17 protein-coding genes are annotated in these 21,946 nt (G+C 60.7%); 13 read left to right on the top strand and 4 right to left on the bottom strand.

Going from position 1 to position 21,946, the window contains the following annotated elements; genetic code table 11:
- Positions 1–285 precede the first annotated feature (285 nt).
- The 6 genes from D8U70_RS04365 (at position 286) to D8U70_RS04390 (ending at position 8,611) form a co-directional block, all read left to right on the top strand.
- Positions 286–1,866, top strand: coding sequence for a glycosyltransferase (locus D8U70_RS04365; RefSeq protein WP_130928369.1), 1,581 nt, complete (start codon positions 286–288; stop codon positions 1,864–1,866).
- Entirely contained in the window at positions 1,860–3,164 is a 1,305-nt protein-coding gene (locus tag D8U70_RS04370) for a glycosyltransferase (protein ID WP_073470839.1), read from the top strand. Before D8U70_RS04365 ends, D8U70_RS04370 begins: the two co-directional genes overlap by 7 nt.
- Positions 3,161–4,099, top strand: coding sequence for a class I SAM-dependent methyltransferase (locus tag D8U70_RS04375; protein WP_130928370.1), 939 nt, complete (start codon positions 3,161–3,163; stop codon positions 4,097–4,099). Before D8U70_RS04370 ends, D8U70_RS04375 begins: the two co-directional genes overlap by 4 nt.
- Positions 4,089–5,240 (top strand): acyltransferase, encoded by a 1,152-nt coding sequence (locus tag D8U70_RS04380; protein WP_130928371.1) that lies wholly within the window; start codon positions 4,089–4,091, stop codon positions 5,238–5,240. Before D8U70_RS04375 ends, D8U70_RS04380 begins: the two co-directional genes overlap by 11 nt.
- A gap of 64 nt (positions 5,241–5,304) precedes the next feature.
- Entirely contained in the window at positions 5,305–6,489 is a 1,185-nt protein-coding gene (locus D8U70_RS04385) for a DUF3142 domain-containing protein (RefSeq protein WP_130928372.1), read from the top strand.
- A complete protein-coding gene (locus D8U70_RS04390; protein ID WP_130928373.1) occupies positions 6,476–8,611 on the top strand; it encodes a hypothetical protein in 2,136 nt (711 codons plus the stop codon). The genes D8U70_RS04385 and D8U70_RS04390 overlap by 14 nt, the downstream gene beginning before the upstream one ends.
- Here D8U70_RS04390 and D8U70_RS04395 read toward each other — a convergent pair.
- Positions 8,608–9,237 carry a LysE family translocator gene (locus D8U70_RS04395; protein WP_130928374.1) on the bottom strand — a complete coding sequence of 210 codons (630 nt, stop codon included), beginning with the start codon at positions 9,235–9,237 and terminating at the stop codon, positions 8,608–8,610. The two genes, D8U70_RS04390 and D8U70_RS04395, sit on opposite strands and share 4 nt — an antisense overlap.
- A gap of 145 nt (positions 9,238–9,382) precedes the next feature.
- Between D8U70_RS04395 and D8U70_RS04400 the strand changes: the two genes are divergently transcribed.
- Entirely contained in the window at positions 9,383–9,856 is a 474-nt protein-coding gene (locus D8U70_RS04400; RefSeq protein ID WP_024014870.1) for an Lrp/AsnC family transcriptional regulator, read from the top strand.
- A 99-nt stretch (positions 9,857–9,955) separates the two neighbouring features.
- Here the strand turns inward: D8U70_RS04400 and lpdA are convergent, their stop codons facing one another.
- A complete protein-coding gene (gene lpdA / locus D8U70_RS04405; protein WP_071171353.1) occupies positions 9,956–11,356 on the bottom strand; it encodes a dihydrolipoyl dehydrogenase in 1,401 nt (466 codons plus the stop codon).
- 210 nt (positions 11,357–11,566) lie between these two features.
- Here lpdA and D8U70_RS04410 point away from each other — a divergent pair, with 210 nt between their 5' ends.
- The 5 genes from D8U70_RS04410 to cfaB all read left to right on the top strand — a co-directional run bounded on the left by D8U70_RS04410 (position 11,567) and on the right by cfaB (position 18,886).
- Complete coding sequence (locus D8U70_RS04410; protein ID WP_130928375.1) at positions 11,567–13,528, top strand: protease modulator HflK; 1,962 nt, start codon at positions 11,567–11,569, stop codon at positions 13,526–13,528.
- Positions 13,525–14,568 carry a protease modulator HflC gene (locus D8U70_RS04415; RefSeq protein ID WP_073470848.1) on the top strand — a complete coding sequence of 348 codons (1,044 nt, stop codon included), beginning with the start codon at positions 13,525–13,527 and terminating at the stop codon, positions 14,566–14,568. The genes D8U70_RS04410 and D8U70_RS04415 overlap by 4 nt, the downstream gene beginning before the upstream one ends.
- Positions 14,565–15,614: a protease modulator HflK gene (locus D8U70_RS04420; protein WP_130928376.1), complete on the top strand. Its 1,050-nt coding sequence runs from the start codon at positions 14,565–14,567 to the stop codon at positions 15,612–15,614. The genes D8U70_RS04415 and D8U70_RS04420 overlap by 4 nt, the downstream gene beginning before the upstream one ends.
- Entirely contained in the window at positions 15,611–17,521 is a 1,911-nt protein-coding gene (locus D8U70_RS04425) for a cation-translocating P-type ATPase (protein ID WP_130928377.1), read from the top strand. Before D8U70_RS04420 ends, D8U70_RS04425 begins: the two co-directional genes overlap by 4 nt.
- A 177-nt stretch (positions 17,522–17,698) precedes the next feature.
- Positions 17,699–18,886, top strand: a complete 1,188-nt coding sequence (gene cfaB / locus D8U70_RS04430; protein WP_130928378.1) for a C17 cyclopropane fatty acid synthase CfaB — start codon at positions 17,699–17,701, stop codon at positions 18,884–18,886.
- Positions 18,887–18,896: 10 nt separating this feature from the next.
- On the opposite strand, the gene cls is transcribed toward cfaB, so the two are convergent.
- Entirely contained in the window at positions 18,897–20,336 is a 1,440-nt protein-coding gene (gene cls, locus D8U70_RS04435) for a cardiolipin synthase (protein WP_130928379.1), read from the bottom strand.
- Positions 20,337–20,467: 131 nt separating this feature from the next.
- Between cls and D8U70_RS04440 the strand changes: the two genes are divergently transcribed.
- Positions 20,468–20,986: a DUF3617 domain-containing protein gene (locus tag D8U70_RS04440; RefSeq protein ID WP_130928380.1), complete on the top strand. Its 519-nt coding sequence runs from the start codon at positions 20,468–20,470 to the stop codon at positions 20,984–20,986.
- Positions 20,987–21,069: 83 nt separating this feature from the next.
- Here D8U70_RS04440 and D8U70_RS04445 read toward each other — a convergent pair whose 3' ends face one another.
- Positions 21,070–21,945, bottom strand: coding sequence for a metal ABC transporter substrate-binding protein (locus D8U70_RS04445; RefSeq protein ID WP_130928381.1), 876 nt, complete (start codon positions 21,943–21,945; stop codon positions 21,070–21,072).
- Between the last annotated feature and the right edge of the window lies 1 nt (position 21,946).

A 21,946-nucleotide genomic window follows, 5' to 3' on the forward strand; every position in this document is an offset into this window, starting at 1 on the left:
CAATTGCTCGGCAATTTCAACAGGGCAAACCGTGACTGGTCAGTTCTCATCAGCGTAGTCAGATTTATTCTCACCGGGCGGTTCCCGGAGCCACGACGGATGTGTTTAGAATGGCCCTCGTCACGATCGCCATGGAAGTTCTGGCTCATTGTGCGCAAAGGTGAAACTGACCACTAAAACAAGAACAAGACGTGACTTGAGACGAAGAACCGCCACCGAGCCGGTTCGACGCTTGGCCGTCACTAGTATGAAGCTGCCGGTAACGCGGTTTCATTGTGGAAAGCCATGAATTTCATTCTTTATTCGGACATCAACGAACACTCCATCAGGGAGAGTCTGGGCCATCCCGACGCCAGTTATTACTTCGTTCTGAAGGCCTACCGTTCGTTGCTCGAAACAGTCGGGCGAGTCCATGTAGTGGGTAATGTCGCAGAGGTCGATCCGCTGTTTCGGCAATTCCACGCGGCCGGCGAGGAGAGTGTGTTCCTCTCGTTCACCCGACCACAGAAAACGGCGATCGACCTTCAATGCCCGACCGTTTGTGTCGTGACCTGGGAGTACGACTCGATTCCCGATGAACAATGGGGCGATGATCCTGGCCAGGACTGGACGCGCATGTTGGCAAGGCATGGCCGCGTGATCACACTGTCCAGCCATACCGCCCGAGCGATTCGTCGCTCGATGGGAGAGGATTTCCCTGTGCTGGTATTGCCCGCCCCACTCGGAGAGGAGCTTGCGTCCATCGGTAAGCAGCACCTCAGCACACCGGTCAACACAGATACGACGTTGACACTCAAGGGGTGCATTTTCGATTCCCGCCAGATGAATCTGCATCCGGATAATCTGCTGCCCAAGCCGCTCACCGCCGAAGAGCTGGCGGAAATTGAAGCTCAGCTGGAGGCCTCGCGACCACCACCGCTGACGTTGAAACGACGCTTCGTCATCGCAAAACATTACCTGCGCCTGTGGCTGCTCAATGCCGGCCATGATCAGACACCCCCGGTGCCGCGGGTGTGGTTTTTGCAGAATTGGTACTGGGAGGGGATCCGCGATTTGCTCCGGCATTCCTGGCATGACTGGCTTGCCAGGTATCTGCCCGGCATCGCCGGTCCTCAACCTTTGCCAGTGTCAGTGCAACCGCCACCGCGAGATATGCCGGACACCTCATTGCAGGTTCAAGCCGAGGTCAACGGTGTCGTCTACGTATCGGTGTTCCGCCCGGAGGACGGGCGTAAGAATTGGCTGCAGATCCTCACCGCTTTCTGCGCAGCTTTTCGTGACACGCCCGACGCCACACTGGTAATGAAATTTACCCAGAGCGACCTGGCGGCCGTCTATGCACACTTGATGACGCCACTGGCGCAACTGGCGCCTTTTTCCTGCCGGGTCGTGATGATTCACGGTTACATGGACGATGCGCAATATGCGCGGCTTTACCAGTCGGCGAGTTTTTACGTCAATGCTTCGCATTGTGAAGGTCTGTGCCTTCCGCTGATGGAATTCATGGCCTGCGGCAAGCCGGTGATCGCTCCCGACCACACGGCGATGCAGGACTATATCGATGAGTCCGTGGCGTTCGTGGTCGACTCCAGCGTTGAGGCGTGCACGTGGCCCCACGACCCGCGCATGCTGTTTCGTGCGCATCGTCACCGGCCAGACTGGGGCTCCTTGAAACAAGCCTACGAAGACAGTTACCGGATGGCCACGACACAGCCTCAGGATTATCAGCGAATGTCGTTGGCTGCCGCGCAGCGCATGGAGCATTTCAGTGCGATCGCGGTTCTGCAAAAGCGCGTCGAGGATTTTTTCGGGCTCGAACCACAGCCCGGTCACGTTGCCCAGGTCAGGGATAGCGCCCCATGCTGATCATCATCCATTCGGAAACCAACCAGCACACCATCAGCCGCAACCTGGGGCGCTCGGAGTACAGCTATTACTTCGTGCTCAAGGAGTATCGGCCAGTGCTCGAACGTCTGGGTCGGGTGATCGAGGTCATGGACCCGAACAGCGAAGTCGATGCGTTGTATGCAGAGTGCCAGTCACGTGGCGAGGCTTGCGTATTTCTGTCGTTCTCGCCACCGCATCGCACCCCGGTGCATCTGGCGTGTCCGACCCTGCCGGTCTTTGCCTGGGAGTTCAGCACGATTCCCGATGAGCCATTCGCTGGCGATCCGCTGAACGACTGGCGCACAGTACTTGCCGCCTGCGGTGCTGCGATCACGCACTCCAGTTACACGGTCGATGCCGTGCGCAAAGCAATGTCTGTCGAGTACCCGATAGTCGCCGTCCCAGCGCCGGTCTGGGATCGGTTCGCAGCGCGCGGCGTTCAATTGCAGGGACAGCCAGCCGTCGATTCAGTACGGCTGAAAATCAAAGGCCTGGTAGTCGACAGTCGCGAGATCGCCTTGGATGCGTTCGCTCCTGTGCCGTTGCGCCGTGGGCGTGGAATCGATTTCCTCGCGCCGGTCACCGAGCAAGAGCTGGTGCTTGAAGGTGTGGTGTACACCTCGGTGTTCAACCCCCGGGACGGGCGCAAGAACTGGGAGGACATGATCAGTGCCTTCTGTGCCGCTATGCGTGAAAACGCTGATGCAGCCCTGGTGCTGAAACTCACCCATCACGATGCTGAAGAAGCCCTCACCGACATCCTCCATCACCTTTACAAGAATCAGCCTTATCGCTGCCGCATCGTGCTTATCTACGGCTATCTGGCAGACGCGGATTACGAACGTCTGGTGCAGGCGACCCGTTACGTCGTCAACACTTCCTACGGCGAAGGCCAGTGCCTGCCGCTGATGGAATTCATGTCGTGCGGCAAGCCGGCGGTGGCACCGTGCACCACGGCAATGATCGACTATATGAATGCCGATAACGCTTTTCTGATCGAGGCAACCGAGCAATTCACGGCCTGGCCTCACGACCCGCGTTCGGCCTATCGAACCTTGCGCTACGCAACGAGCTGGGCTTCGATCTGTGCCGCTTACACTGCCAGTTACGACGTCGCGAAAAACGATCTCCAGCGTTACGCCACCATGTCGGCACAGGCTGTCGTGAGTCTCGAGGCGTTTTGCAGTCAAGCGGTGGCCGAGCAGCGATTACGGGCGTTTCTGGCGAGCCTGCTGCAAGCCCGCGCCGAAATGGCGACGGAGGTTATCGGCGCATGATTCGCAGATTGCTTCATCGATTGTTTGCCCAAGCGCAATCTTCGCAACCGCCGCCAGCGGCTGAACCGATAGCGGAACCGGTGATTGAGCCGACGGCAGACGCTGAACCCGAGCCTTTATTTGTCTGGTCGCCCCGTGATGTCGGTTTGCGTGATGCCGTGCTGGACGGCTGGTTTCTCAATGACAGCGGCGAATTGCTCAAGGGCTTTGCCATTACGCCTGACGACACCTTGCTCGACGTCGGTTGCGGCGAGGGCGCCGCAACATTGTTTGCCGTACGCCAGGGCGCATCGGTGATTTTCACCGACAGTGAACACGACAAAGTGCGCGAGCTGGCACGGCAGGTCGAAGACCGCAGCACCCGGCCGAATCTGGGACTGGTCAGCAACACCTTACCGTTACCGTTGGCCGACGGCTGCGCCAGCCGTGTCGTGTGCATGGAGGTGCTGGAGCACGTCGACGAACCCGAAGCGTTCATGGCCGAACTGGCGCGTATGGGGCGCCCCGGTGCGTTGTACCTGCTCAGTGTGCCGGCTCCAGTGGGCGAACATCTGCAAAAAGGCATCGCTCCGCAGAGTTATTACCAGTCGCCCAACCACGTGCAGATCTTCACTCCAGAGCGCTTCGCCGCACTGGTCGAAGACGCCGGACTGATCATTGAGCATCGGCAGGCGACGGGGTTTTTCTGGGTGATGGGGATGATCTTTTTCTGGGCCAGCGAAAAAGCGGCCGGCAAGGATCCGGGCGGTGCGGTGCGTGATCGGATCCACGCGCCTTTTCCCCATCTGATGGGTGGATGGGCGAGGACCTGGGAAGAGATGCTCGACCGGCCCGACGGACTTGCGATCAAAAAGGTGCTGGACCAGTTCATGCCCAAAAGCCAGGTGATCATTGCGCGTAAACCGCTGGATGCGGAGATGCCGGATGAGCAGTAAACGCATCATGGACATCGAGGTACTACGCGCCGTGGCCGTGTTGGGTGTGCTGTTCCATCACTTGGCCGGCAATCTGTTCCGCGATCCGGTGCCCCTGCTCGATGCCATTCACGCGTGGGCGCAACCCTGGTGGGGCGTGGACCTGTTTTTTGCCATTTCCGGATTCGTCATCGCTCGCAGCCTGATTCCTGAGCTGCGTGGCTGCAGTACCCGTCAGCAATATTGGGAGCAGACGCGCAATTTCTGGTTGCGCCGCGCTTTTCGCCTGCTGCCCTCGGCTTGGCTGTGGCTGGCCTTAGTGCTGCTGATGTGCATTTTCCTCAATCGTTCCGGGGCGTTCGGCACGGTACAGGCCAACCTGCAGGCGACACTTGCGGGATTGCTGCAGTACGCCAATTTCCGCTTTGCCGATGCATTCTTCCGTTATGAATACGGCAGCAGTTTCGTCTACTGGAGTCTGGCTCTTGAGGAACAGTTCTACCTGTTGTTTCCACTGCTGATTCTGCTGTGCCGCAGACATTTGGTGTGGGTGTTGCTGGCGTTGGTTGCAGTGCAACTGCTGGCGGTGCGAACGCCGCTGCTGATGGTCGTTCGAACCGACGCGCTGGCCCTTGGCGTACTGTTGGCAATGTGGAGTGCTCAACCGAGTTACCAGCGTTGGCAGCCGCTGTTTCTGAGTCGCAACGGGGCCGGAATCTCAGCGCTGATTGTCGTCGCAACGCTGATGAGTTACCTGGCCACCGATGGATTTTCCGCGACTCACTTTCGCGTTGGCGCCATCGCTTTATTGAGTGCCTTGCTGGTGTGGATCGCCTCTTACAATCAGGATTACCTGTTATCGGCCGGGCGCTTGCAGCAATTGATGGGATGGGTGGGCAGTCGGTCGTACGGCATCTACCTGATTCATATTCCCGTGTATTTCCTGGTACGAGAAGTTACTTTCCGTTTGCAGGAAGCGGGCCTGCCGAGTCCGGCAGGTCATCCAGTGGTCACCTTGCTGTGGGCGTTCGGTCTGATTGCCCTGCTCAGCGAATTGAATTACCGCTTCATCGAAATGCCTATGCGCAACCGCGGTGCCGCGCTAGTGCAACGTCTTGGTACGTCCAGCACACCAACTGCGTCTTCTGAAGCCGCAGTCTGATCGACTCGCTCACGCCATGTTTTGTGTAACCTTGCAGCCCTGTGGTTTCAGGGATTTTCAAGGTATGCGGTTTATTGCGGGTCTGATCTTTAGCGTCTTGCTGGCAGGTTGCGAGCAACACGTCGCGCCGGCCCTCGACCAGCAACTCTACGTCTGGCAGCGCCAATGGACACCTGCGCATGAACCGGCATTGCGCGACAGTCGCCATGATTTCTCCACTCTGCGCGTACTGGCATTGCAGGCCTTTCCCGGCGAGCGGTGGCGCAGGGCGCGAGTTGATCCGGCGTTGTTGAAAACTGATGGTCGCGCTCTGATCGCAGTGATTCGCCTCGATGGCCAGTTGCAGTCGCTGGACCAGCAGCAGGTCACCGAGCAGATTCTGCAGGTCATTGCCGATTGGCAAGCGCAAGGCCTCACGCTGAACGGTATCGAAATCGACCACGATGCCGGCAATGCACGGCTGCCCGTGTACGTTGAATTCCTCAAACACTTGCGTGCGGTCTTGCCGCCATCGTTGCCTTTGAGCATCACCGCGCTACCGGCGTGGCTCGATAGCGCGCAGTTGCCGGCGCTGTTGCGAAGCGTCGACAGCAGCGTGTTGCAAGTCCACGCCGTGAGCGATCCGCGACTGGGCCTGTTCGATCCCGAGCAGGCGTTGAAATGGGCCAAGGCCTGGGCACGTATCAGCGACAAACCGTTCTATCTGGCGCTGCCGGCCTACGGCGTTGCGCTGTTGAGCGATGACGGTGGCGCGCCGGTAGTGGAAAGCGAAGTGCAACTGGAGCGCGGCGGGCAGCGCCGGGAGTTGCTCGCCGATCCGCTGCAACTCAGCCAATTGGCCAAGACTTTGCGCGAGGATCCGCTCGAGCATCTGGCCGGGCTGATCTGGTTTCGCCTGCCGCTGGCCAACGATCGTCGCGCCTGGAGCCTGACTACTTTACGCGCGGTGGCTCGCGGAGATGTGCTGAACAGTCAGTTGCGCCTGTCATTCAAAGAGCAGGGCGGTCTCTATGACATACAGCTCGATAACCGCGGCAATCTCGACAGCCCGTGGCCCGCGCAAATCACGCTGAAGGTGCAGGATTGCGCAGGCGCCGATGCGCTCGCCGGTTACTCGTTGCAACAAAGTGCCAATCTGCTTACCTTCACCCGCCTGCGTGACGGTCGCTTGCCGGCGGGCGGACAGCGCGCTGTCGGTTGGGCGCGTTGTGCACATATTGATCAAGGAGGTTCGCATGTTGACCCGTAACTGGCCCCGCCATCTGCTTTGCCTGAGCCTCAGCCTGCCGCTGGGTTCGGCGCTGGCCTGCGGCCCGGACTTCCCGATGCGCCTGCTCGACAACCGCGCGCAGACCTTGGCCGATTTGCCCGAAGGCAGTTTCAGCTTCGAAGTCAGTCGCCTCGGTAAAACCATTGCCGGGCTGAAAAATGTCACAGCGGCGACCCACAACCCCAACGATTATGCCGAAGACAACGCGTCAGAACTGGCGCGCGAACAGGCTGAGCAGGTTGGCCTGAGCGCCGAGCAATACGCGGTGGTCAAGCGCCTGCGCGGGCTCAGCGATGCACGTCAGGCCGAGGAACAGGGCGCCAGTCTGCCGGCGGAAATCCGTTTGTACGTTGCCGGGGCGGTGGCATTTGCTACCGGTGATCATCAATTGGCCACGGAGTATTTCAACGAGGTGCTGGCGCTGCCGGCAGACCAGCGTCCGTTGCGCAGCACCTGGGCGGCGTATTCCCTCGGGCGCATCGCCTTCGCCATGAGCAACGAGGCGCACGATCGCATCGAAGCGCTGGAAGAAGCGCGCGATGCCTTCCGCCAGGCTCGGCAACTGAGCATCGACGGCTTCAGCGATCCGCTGGAACTTGGCGTTGCCAGCCTTGGTGAAGAGGCGCGGGTGTTGCGCAGCGCGGGCGACTGGAGCGGCGCCATCGAACTGTACGAAGCACAGAACCTGCACGGTTCGGCCGTCGGTTACACCTCGCTCAAGCAACTGATGAACGAACTGGCCGAATTGCCGGAATCTCAGTTGGCCAAACTGCTCCAGCAGCCAGCAGTGCAGCAACTGGTCACGGCGTCGCTGGTCAGCCGTCAGGGCTGGTCTTTCGGTGAGCAGCCGCCGAATGAAAAGAAACTCGTCACACTCTTGCAAAACAGCACCCGTGGCAGCCTCGACAATGCCGATCGACTGGCGGCGATGAGTTATCAACAGGGCGACTACGCGTCTGCCAAGGCTTTTCTGGTAAACGCCGGGGACGGCGGGCTGGCCTGGTGGCTGCGGGCAAAACTGGCAGTGCGTGACGGCGACACGACTGCCGCTGCCGCCGCCTACGCCAAAGCCGCCCAGGCCTTTCCGCAGAATGAAGACTGGGGCTATCGCCGCACGCCGGACTGGGCGTTTGAAACGGTGCAGCCAAAATGTCGGGTCGAGGGCGAAAGCGCGATCCTGGCGCTGCAACGCGGCGAATACCTGCAAGCGTTCGTGCAGCTGTATCGCAGCAACAGCCTTTACTGGTTCGATGCCGCCACCGTTGCCGAGCGGGTGCTGACGGTCGATGAGCTCAAGCGGTACGTCGATGAGAACGTGCCGGCGCCGCCGCCATTGACTCAGCAAGAGCGCGATAACTATGTGCCGCTGTCGGTGGCCGCCAATCTGCGCAATCTGCTCGGTCGGCGCTTGCTGCGAGAAGGGCGATACGAGGAGGCGGTCGGTTATTTCGCCAGTGACGATCTGCAGCACAAGGCCCGGCTCTATGGCGAGCAACGGCTTAAGGCCGAGTCGGCGTGGTGGCCGAGCAAACGCGCCAGTGCGTTGTACAACGCCGCATGGACGGCCCGGGAGTGGGGCATGGACATCCTCGGTTATGAGATGGCCCCTGATTACGCCACCTTCGGCGGCAATTACACGCTGGAGAGCACGAAGCTGGATGTCGGCCCGCTGATTTCAGCGGCGGAAGTGCAGCGCCAGCAGGCCAGCGCCGCGCAACCGGATCAGCGTTATCACTATCGTTTTGTCGCCACGGCACTGGCCAGTCGCGCCGCCGATAATTTGCCGCACACCAGTCAGGCGTTTGCTGCGGTGTTGTGCAATGCCGCCGGCTGGAACAGCAGCCTTGAAGACCAGAGTGCGCTGTATCAGCGCTACGTCAAGGAAGGCCCTTATGTGCCGTGGGCGCAAGACTTCGGCAATCAATGCCCGTACCCGGATTTTGAGAATGCCGACAAGCGCTACGTCACCCAGGTGACCGATGCCGTGCGTGGGACGCTGCGGCCGTACAAGTGGCCGGTGCAGATCGGCGCGGTGCTGCTGGTCGCTGTTGCTGCGTTAATGCTGATTACCCGTCGTCAGCGCAAGGTGCGCAAAGGCTAGGCCTGTTGAATAAAGCCCAGGCGTACGGCGAAGCCAATCAACAGGCTGCCGAACAGCCATTGCTGAATGCGCTGGGCGGTCGGACTGTGTTGCAGCCAACGGCCCAGGGCCGCGCCGGTCATGGCGACAACACTGTCGAACAGCAGGCCGACGCTGACCAGCACCAGGCCGAGCACGGCGAACTGCGTCAGCACCGGCACGCCGTCGCTGACGATAAACTGTGGCAACAGCACTGAGCAGAACAGCAGCGCCTTGGGATTAAGCAGGTTGGTCAGCAAACCGCGACGGATCGCACCGCGCCACTGGCCGGGAGCAGGTGCCTGCTCTTGGTTTTGCAGACTCGGTACCAGCGAGCTGCGAAAACACTGGACGCCGATCCACAACAGATAGGCCGCGCCAGCGATGCGCACCACGTCAAAGGTCCACGGCGCCGTTTTGAACAGCGCCGCCAGCCCCAATGCCGCCAGTGCCACGTGGCAGGCGCGGGCGATGGCCAAACCCAACGCCGTGGCCAGCGCCGCCGCTCGACCTTGCCGCGCACCGGTTTGCAACAGCAGGATCATGTCCGGTCCCGGCAGTAGCAGAACCACAGCCAGCGTCAGAACGAACAGCCACAGACTTGCCACATCACACCCCCTTTCGTTGTTGATTTGCTCGGGCCAGTCTAGAGCGAGAGGGCAGGGCAGGTGCTTGCGTAGTCGGCTTCAATTGTTCGCAGCTTTGGCATAACCTGCTGGTTTTCAACCGTCAGACTATCGGGATCTGCCAAAGATGAAACTCGACGCCTATGACCGCAAGATTCTCGCCGCGCTGCAACGCAACGGGCGTTTGAGCAATGTCGAGCTCGCGGAAGAAATCGGCCTGTCGGCTTCGCCGTGTCTGCGCCGGGTGCGCATGCTGGAAGAGGCGGGGGTGATCCGAGGCTACCAGGCCAATCTGGATCGCGATGAAGTCGGACTGGGGCTGACGGTGTTTGTCGGGGTCAAGGTCGAGCGGCACAACGAAGAACGCGCCGAGGCTTTTTATGCCGCTGTTACTGCGCTGCCTGAGGTGGTCTCAGCGTTTCTGGTGTCCGGCGAATCGGACTTTTTGTTGCAGGTAGTGGTGCCTGACTTGCGCGCTTATGACCGCTTTGTCAGCGCGCACCTGCTGAAACTGCCGGGGGTGAGCGATATTCGCAGCAACTTTGCCATTCACACAGTGAAAGCGCCGGGCGCGTTGCCGTTAGGCCATCTGCCGCTGTAGACCGGGTGGCACCATTCGCGAGCAGGCTCGCTCCCACGGGGGAACGCATTCCAATGTGGGAGCGAGCCTGCTCGCGAAGACGGCGGCAAGGTTTGGAACCTACATCTGCGTCGCCATCCCCTCGACATTCATCGCTGCCTGACGCAACGCTTCCGAACGCGTCGGGTGCGGATGGCAGGTAAGGGCAATGTCCTCGGCCGAGGCGCTGAACTCCATCGCCACACAGAACTCGCCGATCATCTCGCTCACGCTCGGACCGACCAGGTGCACGCCGAGGACTTCGTCCGTGCGCTCGTCGGCGAGGACTTTGGCGAAGCCTTCTGTCTCGTGATTGATCTTCGCCCGGCTGTTGGCAGTGAAGGGAAACTTGCCGACCTTGTAGGCACGGCCCTCGGCCTTGAGCTGTTCTTCGGTCTGACCGACGCTGGCCAGCTCCGGCTGGGTGTAGATGACGTTGGGGATCAGCGCGTAATTGACCTCGCCGGCCTTGCCGTGGATCTGCTCGACGCAGGCCATGGCTTCGTCTTCAGCCTTGTGCGCGAGCATCGGCCCCGACGTGACGTCGCCGATCACCCAGACCCCGGCGGCTTCGGTGCGATGTTGCTTGTTGGCGAGCATGCCGCGTTTGTCGGTACTCAGGCCGACGTTCTCCAGCCCCAGGCCTTGGGTGTACGGGCGGCGCCCGATGGCTACCAACACATAGTCGGCTTCGATCAGCTCAGCCGTGCCACCGGCGGCAGGCTCGACGCTAAGCTGCACGCCTGTGGCGGAGCTGGTGGCACTGGTGACCTTCGAGCTCAGTTTGAAGGCGATGCCTTGCTTGCTCAGCGCGCGCTGCAAGGTCTTGCCGGCCTCGCCATCGACGCCGGGGCAGATACGATCAAGGTATTCGACCACGGTGACCTGCGCGCCGAGTCGGCGCCACACCGAACCCAGCTCCAGGCCGATCACCCCGGCACCAATCACTACCAGATGTTTGGGCACTTCACTCAACGACAGCGCGCCGGTGGAATCGAGGATGCGCTGGTTGTCGATCTCGACGCCGGGCAGGGGAGTGGGCTCGGAACCGGTGGCGATGATGATGTCCTTGGCGCTGAGTTCGCTCTTGTTGCCTTGAGCGTCGGTCACCGTCACTTTGCCCGGGCCGTCGATGTGACCCCAACCCTTGATCCAGTCGACCTTGTTCTTGCGAAACAGAAACTCGATGCCCTTGGTCAGGCCGGCGACGCTTTCGTCCTTCTGCTTCATCATCTGCGCAAGGTTCAGCTTCGGTTCGACCTCGATGCCGAGATTGGCGAACTCCGTGCCCACCGCAGCGGCGTACAGCTCCGACGCGTGCAGCAAGGCTTTGGACGGCATGCAACCGACGTTCAGACAGGTGCCGCCGAGGGTTGCGCGTCCTTCGACGCAAGCGGCCTTGAGCCCGAGCTGGCCCGCGCGGATCGCCGCGTTATAACCGCCGGGGCCACCGCCCAGAATTACCACGTCATAGTTGCTCATGCGCTTGCTCCAGATTGCTCGATGGGGATAGCCAAGATTAGTCGCGATAAAAATTATGCGCGTAATATGAGCTTCGCCGGACATTTCGGTCAAGGCTTCAGGCAAGCGACAGCTGCGGCATCCTTGAATAAGCGTAATTGTGTACGAATATTTCACAGTTTGCGTTATATCGTAACGCTATGAACGCTGAGCCTACATTTTCGGGGTGTTATGCAAGTCGATCTTGAATTGGACGCCACGCCAGTCACCGGGCTGCCGCGCTTTCAGCAGGCAGCCGTGCAGTCACGCAAATTGCGTCCGTTGGCGTATGGACTCGGCGCAGTGGCGGGGTCGGGCTGGGTGCTGGCGTTTTTCGTCGGCCTGTTTGCGCCGCAGTCCCTGTGGTTGCCGTTGTTGGTCAATCAGGGCGCAGCGTTGCTGGTGCTGGTCGCCGGTCTGCAATCGGCGTGGTGGGTGACGCACTGGCGCGCGCGGGTGATGCATCCGCCCGCTTCGCAATCGACCGTTGTGGAGGAGGGCGCTGCAGCCGAGGGCTGGTACGAAAGGCTGCTGGAGCGATTGAGTCAGCAGAGCCGCCATCTGCTTGGACAAGTCGGTGCGCCGACGTTGTGGCTCGGCGGCTGGGCGTTGCTGGTTCTGCTTGGTATTGAGCAGGTGTGGAATCTCACGTTGCCTGCGGCGGCCTTGGGGCTGTCGGCGAGCATCGGTGCGGCATTGGCGTTGTTGCTGGCGTTTGCCCTGCTGGTGCTGGAGCGGCAACTGACGCAGGAGCCGCCGGAGCAATGGCCGGAAGCGGCTGCGCTGGCACAACTGACCCGGGTGCTGATCATCACCCTGTTGATCGGTGCGCTGTGTCTGTTGTTTGCCAGCGAAGACGCAGTCTGGCCGGCGCGTGTTGCGGTATTTAGCGCAATCCTGCCGATGTTGGTTGCCATCGAACTGTTATTGCGCGCGGTGCTGTCTGTTTTCAGCCCGCGCCGCGAACAACTGGAACCGACCCTGCTGGCGCGCAGTTTTATCGCCGATATGCTGCGCTGGCCGCCGCAGCCGTGGCTGGCGTTGCAGCATGAAATGCACAATCGGTTCGGCATCGATCTGCGGCAGATCTGGGCCTTCAGTTACATGCGCCGGGCCTTGTTGCCGGTGTTGGCAGTGGTCGCCCTGAGCGGTTGGCTGCTGACAGGGGTACATGAAATTCCCCTGCAAGGTCGCGGCATCTACGAGCGCTTCGGTAAACCGGAACAGGTTTTCGGCCCGGGTTTGCATGCCGGTTTGCCCTGGCCATTGGGGCGTGTGATCTCCGTTGAAAACGGCGTGGTCCATGAACTGGCGACCAGTGTCGGCGACAAGCCAATCGCCGTGCAGTCCGACTCCGCTGAAGGCCCGGCGCCGCTGACCGCCAACCGTTTGTGGGACGCCAGCCACTTTAATGACAAGTCCCAGGTCATCGCCAGCAGCCGCGGCGCGCAACAGGGCCTGCAAATCGTCAACATGGACGTGCGTTTCGTTTACCGCATCGGTTTGAACGACGAAGCGGCACTTGCTGCGACCTACAACAGTGCCGATGTACCGACGCTGATTCGCAGCACCGCCAGCCGCATCCTGGTTCACGATTTTGCCTCGCGCACCCTCGACGGTCTGCTCGGCGACGACAGGGCAGGGCTGGCCGAGGAAATCGGTCGCGCAGTACAAAGTGATCTGAACAGATTGAACAGTGGTGTGGAAATCCTCGCCACAGTCGTCGAAGCGATTCATCCACCGGCCGGCGCGGCGAATGCCTACCACAGTGTGCAAGCGGCGCAGATCGGCGCGCAGGCGTTGATCGCTCGCGAACGCGGCGCGGCTGCGCAGGCCACTAACGAGGCGCAGTTGCAGGCGAGTACGGCGCGGGATCAGGCAATGGCAAACGCGCGGGAGATCAACGCCGCTGCGCAAACCGCCGACCTGAAATTCAGCGCCGAACAGAAAGCCTTCGTCAGTGCTGGCCAGGCTTTCGTGCTGGAGCAATATCTCAGCCAGCTCAGTGAGGGCATGAGTAAAGCCAAGTTGCTGATACTCGATCATCGACTCGGCGGCAGCGCAAATGCGCCAACCATCGATCTGCGTACTTTCACACTGCCGACTGATCCGTCGCCCGCCCGTACCACCGCTCAACCAGGAGCCACCCATTGAGCCAGTCGCCTGTTCATGACGTTCACGACCACAGCGGCCACGACCATGGCCACGGCGGGCATCACCATCATCATGGTCATCACCACCATCACGGCGAGGTGCCAGAAGTCGGACCATTTCCGTGGCGGCGTATAGGCTGGGCTGCGTTGCTGGTGGCGTTTGCCATCGCTGCCGCGAGTCTGGTGCAAGTGCGCTCCGGTGAAGCCACGGTCATCACCCGTTTCGGTAATCCTTCGCGGGTATTGCTTGATCCCGGGTTGAATTGGCGCTGGCCGGCTCCGTTCGAAGCGGCGATCCCGGTGGACCTGCGCCTGCGTACCACCTCAAGTGGTTTGCAGGACGTCGGCACCAAGGACGGTTTGCGCATCATCGTTCAGGCCTACGTGGCGTGGCAGGTGCAGGGTGATCCTGAACACGTGCAGCGTTTCATGCGTGCCGTGCAGAATCAGCCGGACGAAGCGGCGCGGCAGATTCGCACTTTTGTCGGCTCAGCGCTGGAGACCACGGCCAGCAGTTTCGATCTGGCCAATCTGGTCAACACTGATGCCAAACAAGTGCGCATCGGCGATTTTGAAACGCAGTTGCGTCAGCAGATCGAGCAACAGTTGCTCGCTACATATGGCGTGCGCGTTGTGCAGGTGGGTGTCGAGCGTTTGACTTTGCCATCGGTCACGCTTAGCGCCACGGTCGACCGCATGCGTGCCGAGCGTGAAACCATTGCTACCGAACGCACGGCTGTTGGCAAACGCGAAGCGGCGCAAATCCGTTCCGCCGCCGAGCGCGATGCGCGAATCGTCCAGGCTGATGCGACGGTGAAAGCCGCTGAAATTGAAGCGCAATCGCGAGTCGAGGCTGCGCAGATTTATGGGCGCGCCTACGCCAGTTCGCCACAGCTTTACAACCTGCTGCGCTCCCTCGATACCCTCGGCACCATCGTCACGCCGGAAACCAAACTGATTCTGCGCACCGATGCTGCGCCGTTCCGTGTATTGGTCGACGGCCCACCGACGCTCGACAACAAAGCTGGATCGCAGCCATGAGCGAAGAAGTTCCACGTGGAACACATGCGTTGAACAGTCCGTGGATTCAGGCCGGTCGTCTGACCTTCATCGCCCTGTATGCGATCACTGTTTTGGCCGCACTGGCATGGGTGTTCTCGAATGTCCGGCAGATTGATCCGCAAAACCGCGCCGTGGTGCTGCACTTCGGCGCGCTGGATCGCGTTCAGAATGCCGGACTGTTATGGGCATGGCCGCAACCTTTTGAACAGGTGATTCTGCTGCCAGCGGCGGATCGGGTGATCGAGCGCCGAGTGGAAAATCTGTTACGCAGTGACGAAGCGCTGAAGGCAGACCGGGTGGCATCCTTCGCCACGCCATTGAGTGATGCACTCGCCGGGTCTGGTTATTTATTGACCGGCGATGCCGGCGTAGTGCAACTGGACGTGCGGGTGTTTTACCAAGTCTCCGATCCGTACGAATTCGTGTTGCAAGGCGAGCATGTGCTGCCAGCACTCGATCGGCTAGTGACGCGCAGCGCCGTGGCCCTGACCGCCGCGCGAGATCTCGACACCATTCTGGTCGCTCGCCCGGAACTGATCGGCGCCGACAATCAGGCGGCCGAGCGTCGTGAACGATTGCGCGGTGATCTGGTGCAAGGCATCAACGCGCGTCTCGCTGAACTGAAGGCGAGCGGGCAGGGCATCGGTATCGAGGTATCGCGGGTCGATGTGCAATCAAGTCTGCCGGAGCCAGCGGTCAGTGCCTTCAATGCGGTGCTGACCGCCAGTCAGCAGGCTGACAAAGCAGTGGCTAACGCGCGCACCGATGCCGAGAAACTTACCCAGTCCGCCAACGAACAGGCAGACCGCACGCTCCAGGTGGCTCACGCGCAGGCAGGCGAGCGTCTTGCAAAAGCCTCGACCGATACCGCAACCGTCTCGAGTCTGGCCACGTCTGCCGACCCGCAAATGCTGCTGCGTCTGTATCGCGAGCGCATACCGAAGATCCTCGGTCAGGCCGGGTCGGTCACCACCGTCAACCCGAAAGACGATTCCCGGTTGATCATTCAAGGAGCCAGTCAATGACGGCGACCACCGCTGCTCCGAGTCTCTTGTCCTCGGCCGAACAACGTCGCGCCGCGCGTCAGTTGACCCTGGCGATGCTTGCGCTCGGGTTGCTGGGTCTGGGTTTGCTCTGGCGCTGGATGCTCCCGGAGCAAACCGGTGTCAGCCAGTTGCTGCTCGGTTTCGCCTCGTTGCTGGTAGCGGTTCCGGTGATGCGTTCGGCGTGGTACAGCCTGCGTTACCCAAGCCTGCACGGCATCACCGATCAATTGATCGCGCTGGCCATGCTCGGTGCCTGGGCGACCGGTGATCTGCTCACTGCGGCGTTGTTGCCGATCATCATGATCTTCGGCCATGTGCTCGAGGAGCGCAGCGTCATCGGCTCCCAGGAAGCGATCAATGCACTTGGCCAGTTGACCCGCAGCCATGCGCGCAAGCTGCAAGCAGATGGTTCGATCATCGAAGTGGACAACGGCACGCTCAGCGCTGGCGATGTTGTCGAGGTGCGGGCCGGCGATCGGGTGCCGGCGGACGGTCGGGTATTGTCCGGCCAAGCGAGTCTCGATACGGCGTCGATTACCGGTGAGTCGGTACCGGTGGAAGCTGGCGTCGGCATGCTGGTGTTCGGCGGCGCGATCAACCTGGATGGATTGCTGCGCGTCGAAGTCACCCGCACCGGCGACGAATCCACTTTGGGCAAAGTCATCGCCCTGATGCAAAACGCCGAGCGCTCGAAACCGCCGATCACGCGATTGCTCGAACGCTATGCCGGCAGCTACATGGTGCTGGTCTTGTTGCTGGCGGCGGTGACCTGGTTCGTCACCCATGATGCACAGGCGATGCTCGCGGTGTTGGTGGCGGCGTGTCCGTGTGCGTTGGTGCTGTCGGCGCCGGCCACGGCGATTGCCGGTGTCGCCGTCGCCGCGCGTCACGGGATTCTGATTCGCAGCTCGGCGTTCCTCGAAGAACTCGCCGATCTGACCTCGCTGGTGGTCGACAAGACCGGCACGCTAACTTACGGCACCTTGCGTTTGCAGTCGATCGACAGCCTGAATGCGGACACCGCCGAAGTGCAGACACTGGCCGCCAGTCTCGGCGCGGCGAGCAGTCATCCGGTGAGCCGGGCACTCGCCGGGATGGCCGATCAGGAAGCCTATTGGCCTCTGACCAACATCCATGAGCGCCAAGGCTTGGGCGTAGTGGCGACGACAGAAAAGGGCGAGGCCGCGCTCGGTCGTCCAGAGTTGTTCACGCAACTGGGTATCACAACCACCCTTGTTCCTGAGCACGATGGCCCGATCGCCGGGTTGGCCCTGAACGGCGAATTCCTCGCCTGGCTGCTGCTAGCAGACAGCATCAAACCGGAAGCGCGCTTTGCCTTGAACGAGTTACGCGAATTGGGGCTGGGACGCCAACTCCTGTTGACCGGTGATCGTCAGAGCGTTGCCCTGACCCTGGCACAGGAAGTCGGGCTGAACGAAGTCCAGGCGCAAGCGCTTCCGGAGGACAAACTCAATCGCGTGCTCAAGGAAATCGATCACGGCTTTCGTCCGATGGTGGTAGGCGACGGTATCAACGATTCACTCGCGCTCAAGGCCGGCGTGGTCGGCGTGGCAATGGGTGCTGGCGGCGCTGACATTGCCCTGGCGTCGGCGGACATTGTCTTGATCGGCAGCGATTTGCGCCGCCTGGGTACCTGCGTGCGCTTAAGTCGTCAGTGCCGGCGTACATTGCAGGTCAATGTGATCATCGGCCTCGGCTGGACGCTGGCCATCGTGGTCTTCGCGGCGTTCGGTTGGCTTGGCGCGGCCGGGGCGATGATCGCGGCTCTGCTGCATAACCTGAGTACCTTGTTGGTATTGGGCAACGCCGGACGTTTGCTGCGCTTTCAGGAGCCATTGCTCAGGCTCGACGCTCAGAATAAATGAAAGAAAATTCATCGAACCGCCAAGTGCGCAGACAGTCATCTATCGTAAGGCGCGTCGCCTGTGGCGTTCAGCCGAAGTGCCGATCACGATAGACAAGGCCGATCGAATCGATAGCCTGCTATTTTTCCAGGTTGGTCTACCCTCAGATCAGACGTCTGAAACAAGGGGGGATTTTCCATGCTCGCGCAACTTCCACCGGCCTTACAGAATCTGCAGTTACCGCTTCGCCTGCGACTCTGGGACGGCCACGAGTTCAATCTGGGCCCGACGCCCAGCGTAACCATCGTCGTCAAGGACCCGCAGATGGTTACTCAATTCACCCACCCAAGCCTGGATGCGCTGGGTGCGGCGTTCGTCGAAGGCAAGCTGGAACTGGAGGGCTCGATCAGCGAGGTCATTCGGGTTTGCGACGAGTTGAGCAATGCGCTGCTCGACGAAGACGAAGGCAGTCAGCCGGTGCGTGCGCATCACGACAAGGACACTGACGCCAAGGCCATTTCCTACCACTACGACCTGTCGAATGCGTTCTACCAGCTCTGGCTGGACAGCGACATGGCGTATTCCTGTGCCTATTTCGAAACCGGTAGCGAAACCCTCGAACAGGCGCAGCAAGCCAAATTCCGCCATCTGTGCCGCAAGCTACGCTTGCAGCCGGGCGAATATTTGCTGGATGTCGGCTGTGGTTGGGGCGGTCTGGCGCGGTATGCCGCGCGAGAGTTCGGGGTCAAAGTGTTCGGTATTACCTTGAGCAAGGAACAGTTGGCCCTGGCGCAGGAGCGGGTCAAGGCCGAAGGTCTGGAAGATCAGGTCGAACTGCAATTGCTCGACTACCGCGATCTGCCGCAGGACGGCCGCTTCGACAAGGTTGTCAGCGTCGGCATGTTCGAACACGTTGGCCATGCCAATCTCGCCGAGTACTGCGCAACTCTGTTCGGTGCGGTGAAGGAGGGTGGATTGGTAATGAATCATGGCATCACCGCCAAGCACACTGATGGCCGCCCGGTTGGACGAGGCGCTGGCGACTTCATAGAAAAATATGTGTTCCCCAACGGCGAGCTACCGCATCTGGCGATGATCTCTACCGAGATCAGTGACGCGGGGCTGGAGATCGTCGATGTCGAAAGCTTGCGCCTGCACTACGCGCGCACGCTCGATCACTGGAGTGAGCGACTGGAGGATAACCTCGAAGCTGCGGCGAAACTGGTGCCTGAGCAAGCACTGCGTATCTGGCGTCTGTATCTGGCCGGTTGCGCGTATGCCTTTGCGCGTGGCTGGATCAATCTGCATCAGATCCTCGCCGTGAAAGCGCATCCGGATGGCAGCCACGAACTGCCCTGGACCCGCGACGACATCTACCACCCCTGAAACGGAGCGCTCAGAGTATCGGTGAAATCAGCCGGGCGATCCGCATGCCGACCTGTTGCAGGCGGTGGATCTCCCGGCTTTCTTCTTTGGCCACTTCATCGGCCAGGGCGAAATCGTCATTGAGCATGTGTTCCACGGCGGCGGCGAACTCGCTGTCGACGGTCAGCAACATCACTTCGAAATTCAGGCGGAACGAGCGATTGTCCAGATTGGCGCTGCCGATGGCGCTGATTTCGCTGTCGATCAGCACGACTTTCTGATGCAGAAAACCCGGACGATAGCGGAACACCCGCACGCCGGCACGCACCGCCTCGAAGGCATACAGGCTGGAGGCGGCATAGACGATGCGATGATCAGGCCGCGACGGCAACAGCAGGCGCACATCAACACCGCGCAACACTGCCAGCCTTAGGGCGGCAAATACCGCTTCGTCCGGGACAAAGTAAGGGCTGGTGATCCATACGCGTTGCGTTGCTGCGTGAATGGCTTCGACGAAAAACAGCGAGCAGGTTTCGTAGGCATCCGCTGGGCCGCTGGCGAGCAATTGGCAAAGCACGCCATCCTCCGGATACGCATCTGGAAGGATCAACGGCGGCAGAGTACGAGCAGCCCAGAACCAATCTTCGGCGAACGATTCCTGCATGCAGGCCACCACCGGCCCGCGGACTTTGACGTGGGTGTCACGCCACGGCGCCAATGGTGGCTTCTCACCCATGTATTCATCGCCGACGTTATGCCCGCCGACAAAGCCGACTACTCCATCAACCACAACGATTTTGCGGTGGTTGCGGAAGTTGACCTGAAAGCGGTTGAGCCAGCCGCTGCGCGTGGCAAAGGCTTTGACCTCGACGCCGGCATCACGCAGCGACTGCACGTACTGATGGGGCAGGGCATGGCTGCCGATGCGGTCGTAGAGCAAATGAATTGATACGCCTTCGGCGGCTTTCTTCACTAGCAAATCACGCAAGCGCTGGCCGAGCCGATCGTCGTGAATGATGAAGAACTGGATCAGCACGGCTTCCTTCGCTTGTGCGATCGCCTGAAATATCGCATCGAAGGTCGCAGTGCCGTTCACCAGCAGTTGCACCTCGTTGTTCGCCAGGCACGGCATGCGCCCCAGTTTCGGCATCGCGCGCAATGAGGCATAGGCACTCGAAGCGCGAGCGGCGAGGGCTTCTTCCACCCACGGGCGCCAGTTCAATTCGGAAATGGCCAGGCGCATCTGCTCGTTGGCCTGGCGCCGCGCCTTGATGTAGCCATCGAAGGTGCTGCGACCAAATACCAGATATGGAATAAGCGTGAGGTAGGGAATGAAGATCAGCGACAATGCCCAGGCGATCGAGCCTTGCGCAGTGCGCACGGTGAGCACCGCATGGATCGCAGCGATAGAACCGAGTGTGTGCAACAGGGCGATCAGGTAACCGAAAATGTGCGGTCCGAAAAAATCCATGGGGCAGTCTTGCTCCGTGAGATGCAATGCTTAACAGACCATGTTCTGCGGCGAATGTCTCTATTTAATCGGCGCATGAACCGACACAATCGGCCGGCGTCTAACGGCCACAACTGATCAGGAGTTACTCGATGAACGTTCGTCTGCTGGGTTTGGCGCTGGGCCTGGGTTTGGCATTACCGGTGGTTGCGCAGGCGCAAATGCTGCAGCCGGGGTTGTGGGAAATGTCTTCGAGCAATCTGCAGGTCGATGATCAGGCCATGGATGTGCAATCGATCCTTGGCCAGATCCAGGGCCAGATCACCCCGCAGCAGCGGGCGGCGCTGGAGAAGAACGGCATCAACATCGGCGGGAAGGGCATCCGCGCCTGCCTGACGCCGCAGCAGGTGGCGACCAACGACATCCCGCTGGCCGACCCGCAATCGGGCTGCAAGCAGCAGATCACCGAGCGCACCGGCAACCAGTGGAAATTCCGCTTCAGCTGCCCGAAAGCCCAAGGCACCGGTGTGGCGACATTCCTCAGTGACCGCGAATTCACCACCGTTGCCAATGGCACCTTCAACGCCATCGGCATCAACCAGAAGGGCAGTCTGGAAACCCGTGCGGTGTGGCTGGGTCAGGATTGCGGCACGGTAAAACCCCGCGCTTAAACCCTCTGCGACGCCCACAGTTGGAAGCCATTCCAACTGTGGGAGCGAGCCTGCTCGCGAATAGATCGGAAGTGCACCTCAAGTCATGGCTGACTCAACGCCTTGTACAGCGTATTGAGGTTGTATTCGAACAGCCCGGTAAAGGTGCTCGCCGGTCCGCTCGCCGCCAGTGCATCCGAGTACAGCGTGCCGCCAATGTGCGCGCCGCTTTCATCCGCGATCTGCTTGAGCAGACGTGCGTCCTTGATGTTTTCCATGAACACCGCTTTGACCTTGGCCTGGCGAATCTGCGTGATCAGCGCAGCGACTTCAGCGGCGGAGGGTTCGCGTTCGGTGGACAAACCCTGTGGCGCGATAAAGTCGATGCCATAGGCCTGACCCAGATAGCCAAAGGCATCGTGGCTGGTGACGATCTTGCGATTGCCCGGCGGCAGCGCGCCGAGTTTGTTTTTGGCTTCGGCGAGCAGGGCATAGATCTGCTTGAGGTAGGTCTGGCTGTTGCGCTCGTAGTCAGCCTTGTTGCCCGGGTCGGCGGCGATCAGCGCCTTGGTAATGTTGGCGACGTACAACTCGGCGTTCGCCAGATTGTGCCAGGCGTGCGGATCCGCAACGGTCTCGCCGTCTTCATCGAGCGAACGTGGAATCACCCCGCGACTGGCACTGATCACCGTTGCCTTGCTGTCGGTGCTGGTCACCAGGCGATCCAGCCAAGGTTCGAAACCGAGGCCGTTCTTGATGATCACTTTGGCTTTGAGCAGCGCCTTGGCGTCATCCGGGGTCGGCTCGTAGGTGTGCGCATCGGCATCCGGGCCGACCATGTTGGTGATCTCAACGTGCTCGCCGCCGACCTGATGAACCATGTCGGCGAGGATGCTGAAGCTGGTGACCACCGGCAATTTTTCGGCGGCCGACAAGGACATCGACAGCATCAGGCTGAACAGCACGAGTAGAGCGCGCATC

Source organism: Pseudomonas sp. Sample_20, from assembly GCF_004307585.1.
Taxonomy (GTDB): domain Bacteria; phylum Pseudomonadota; class Gammaproteobacteria; order Pseudomonadales; family Pseudomonadaceae; genus Aquipseudomonas; species Aquipseudomonas atacamensis.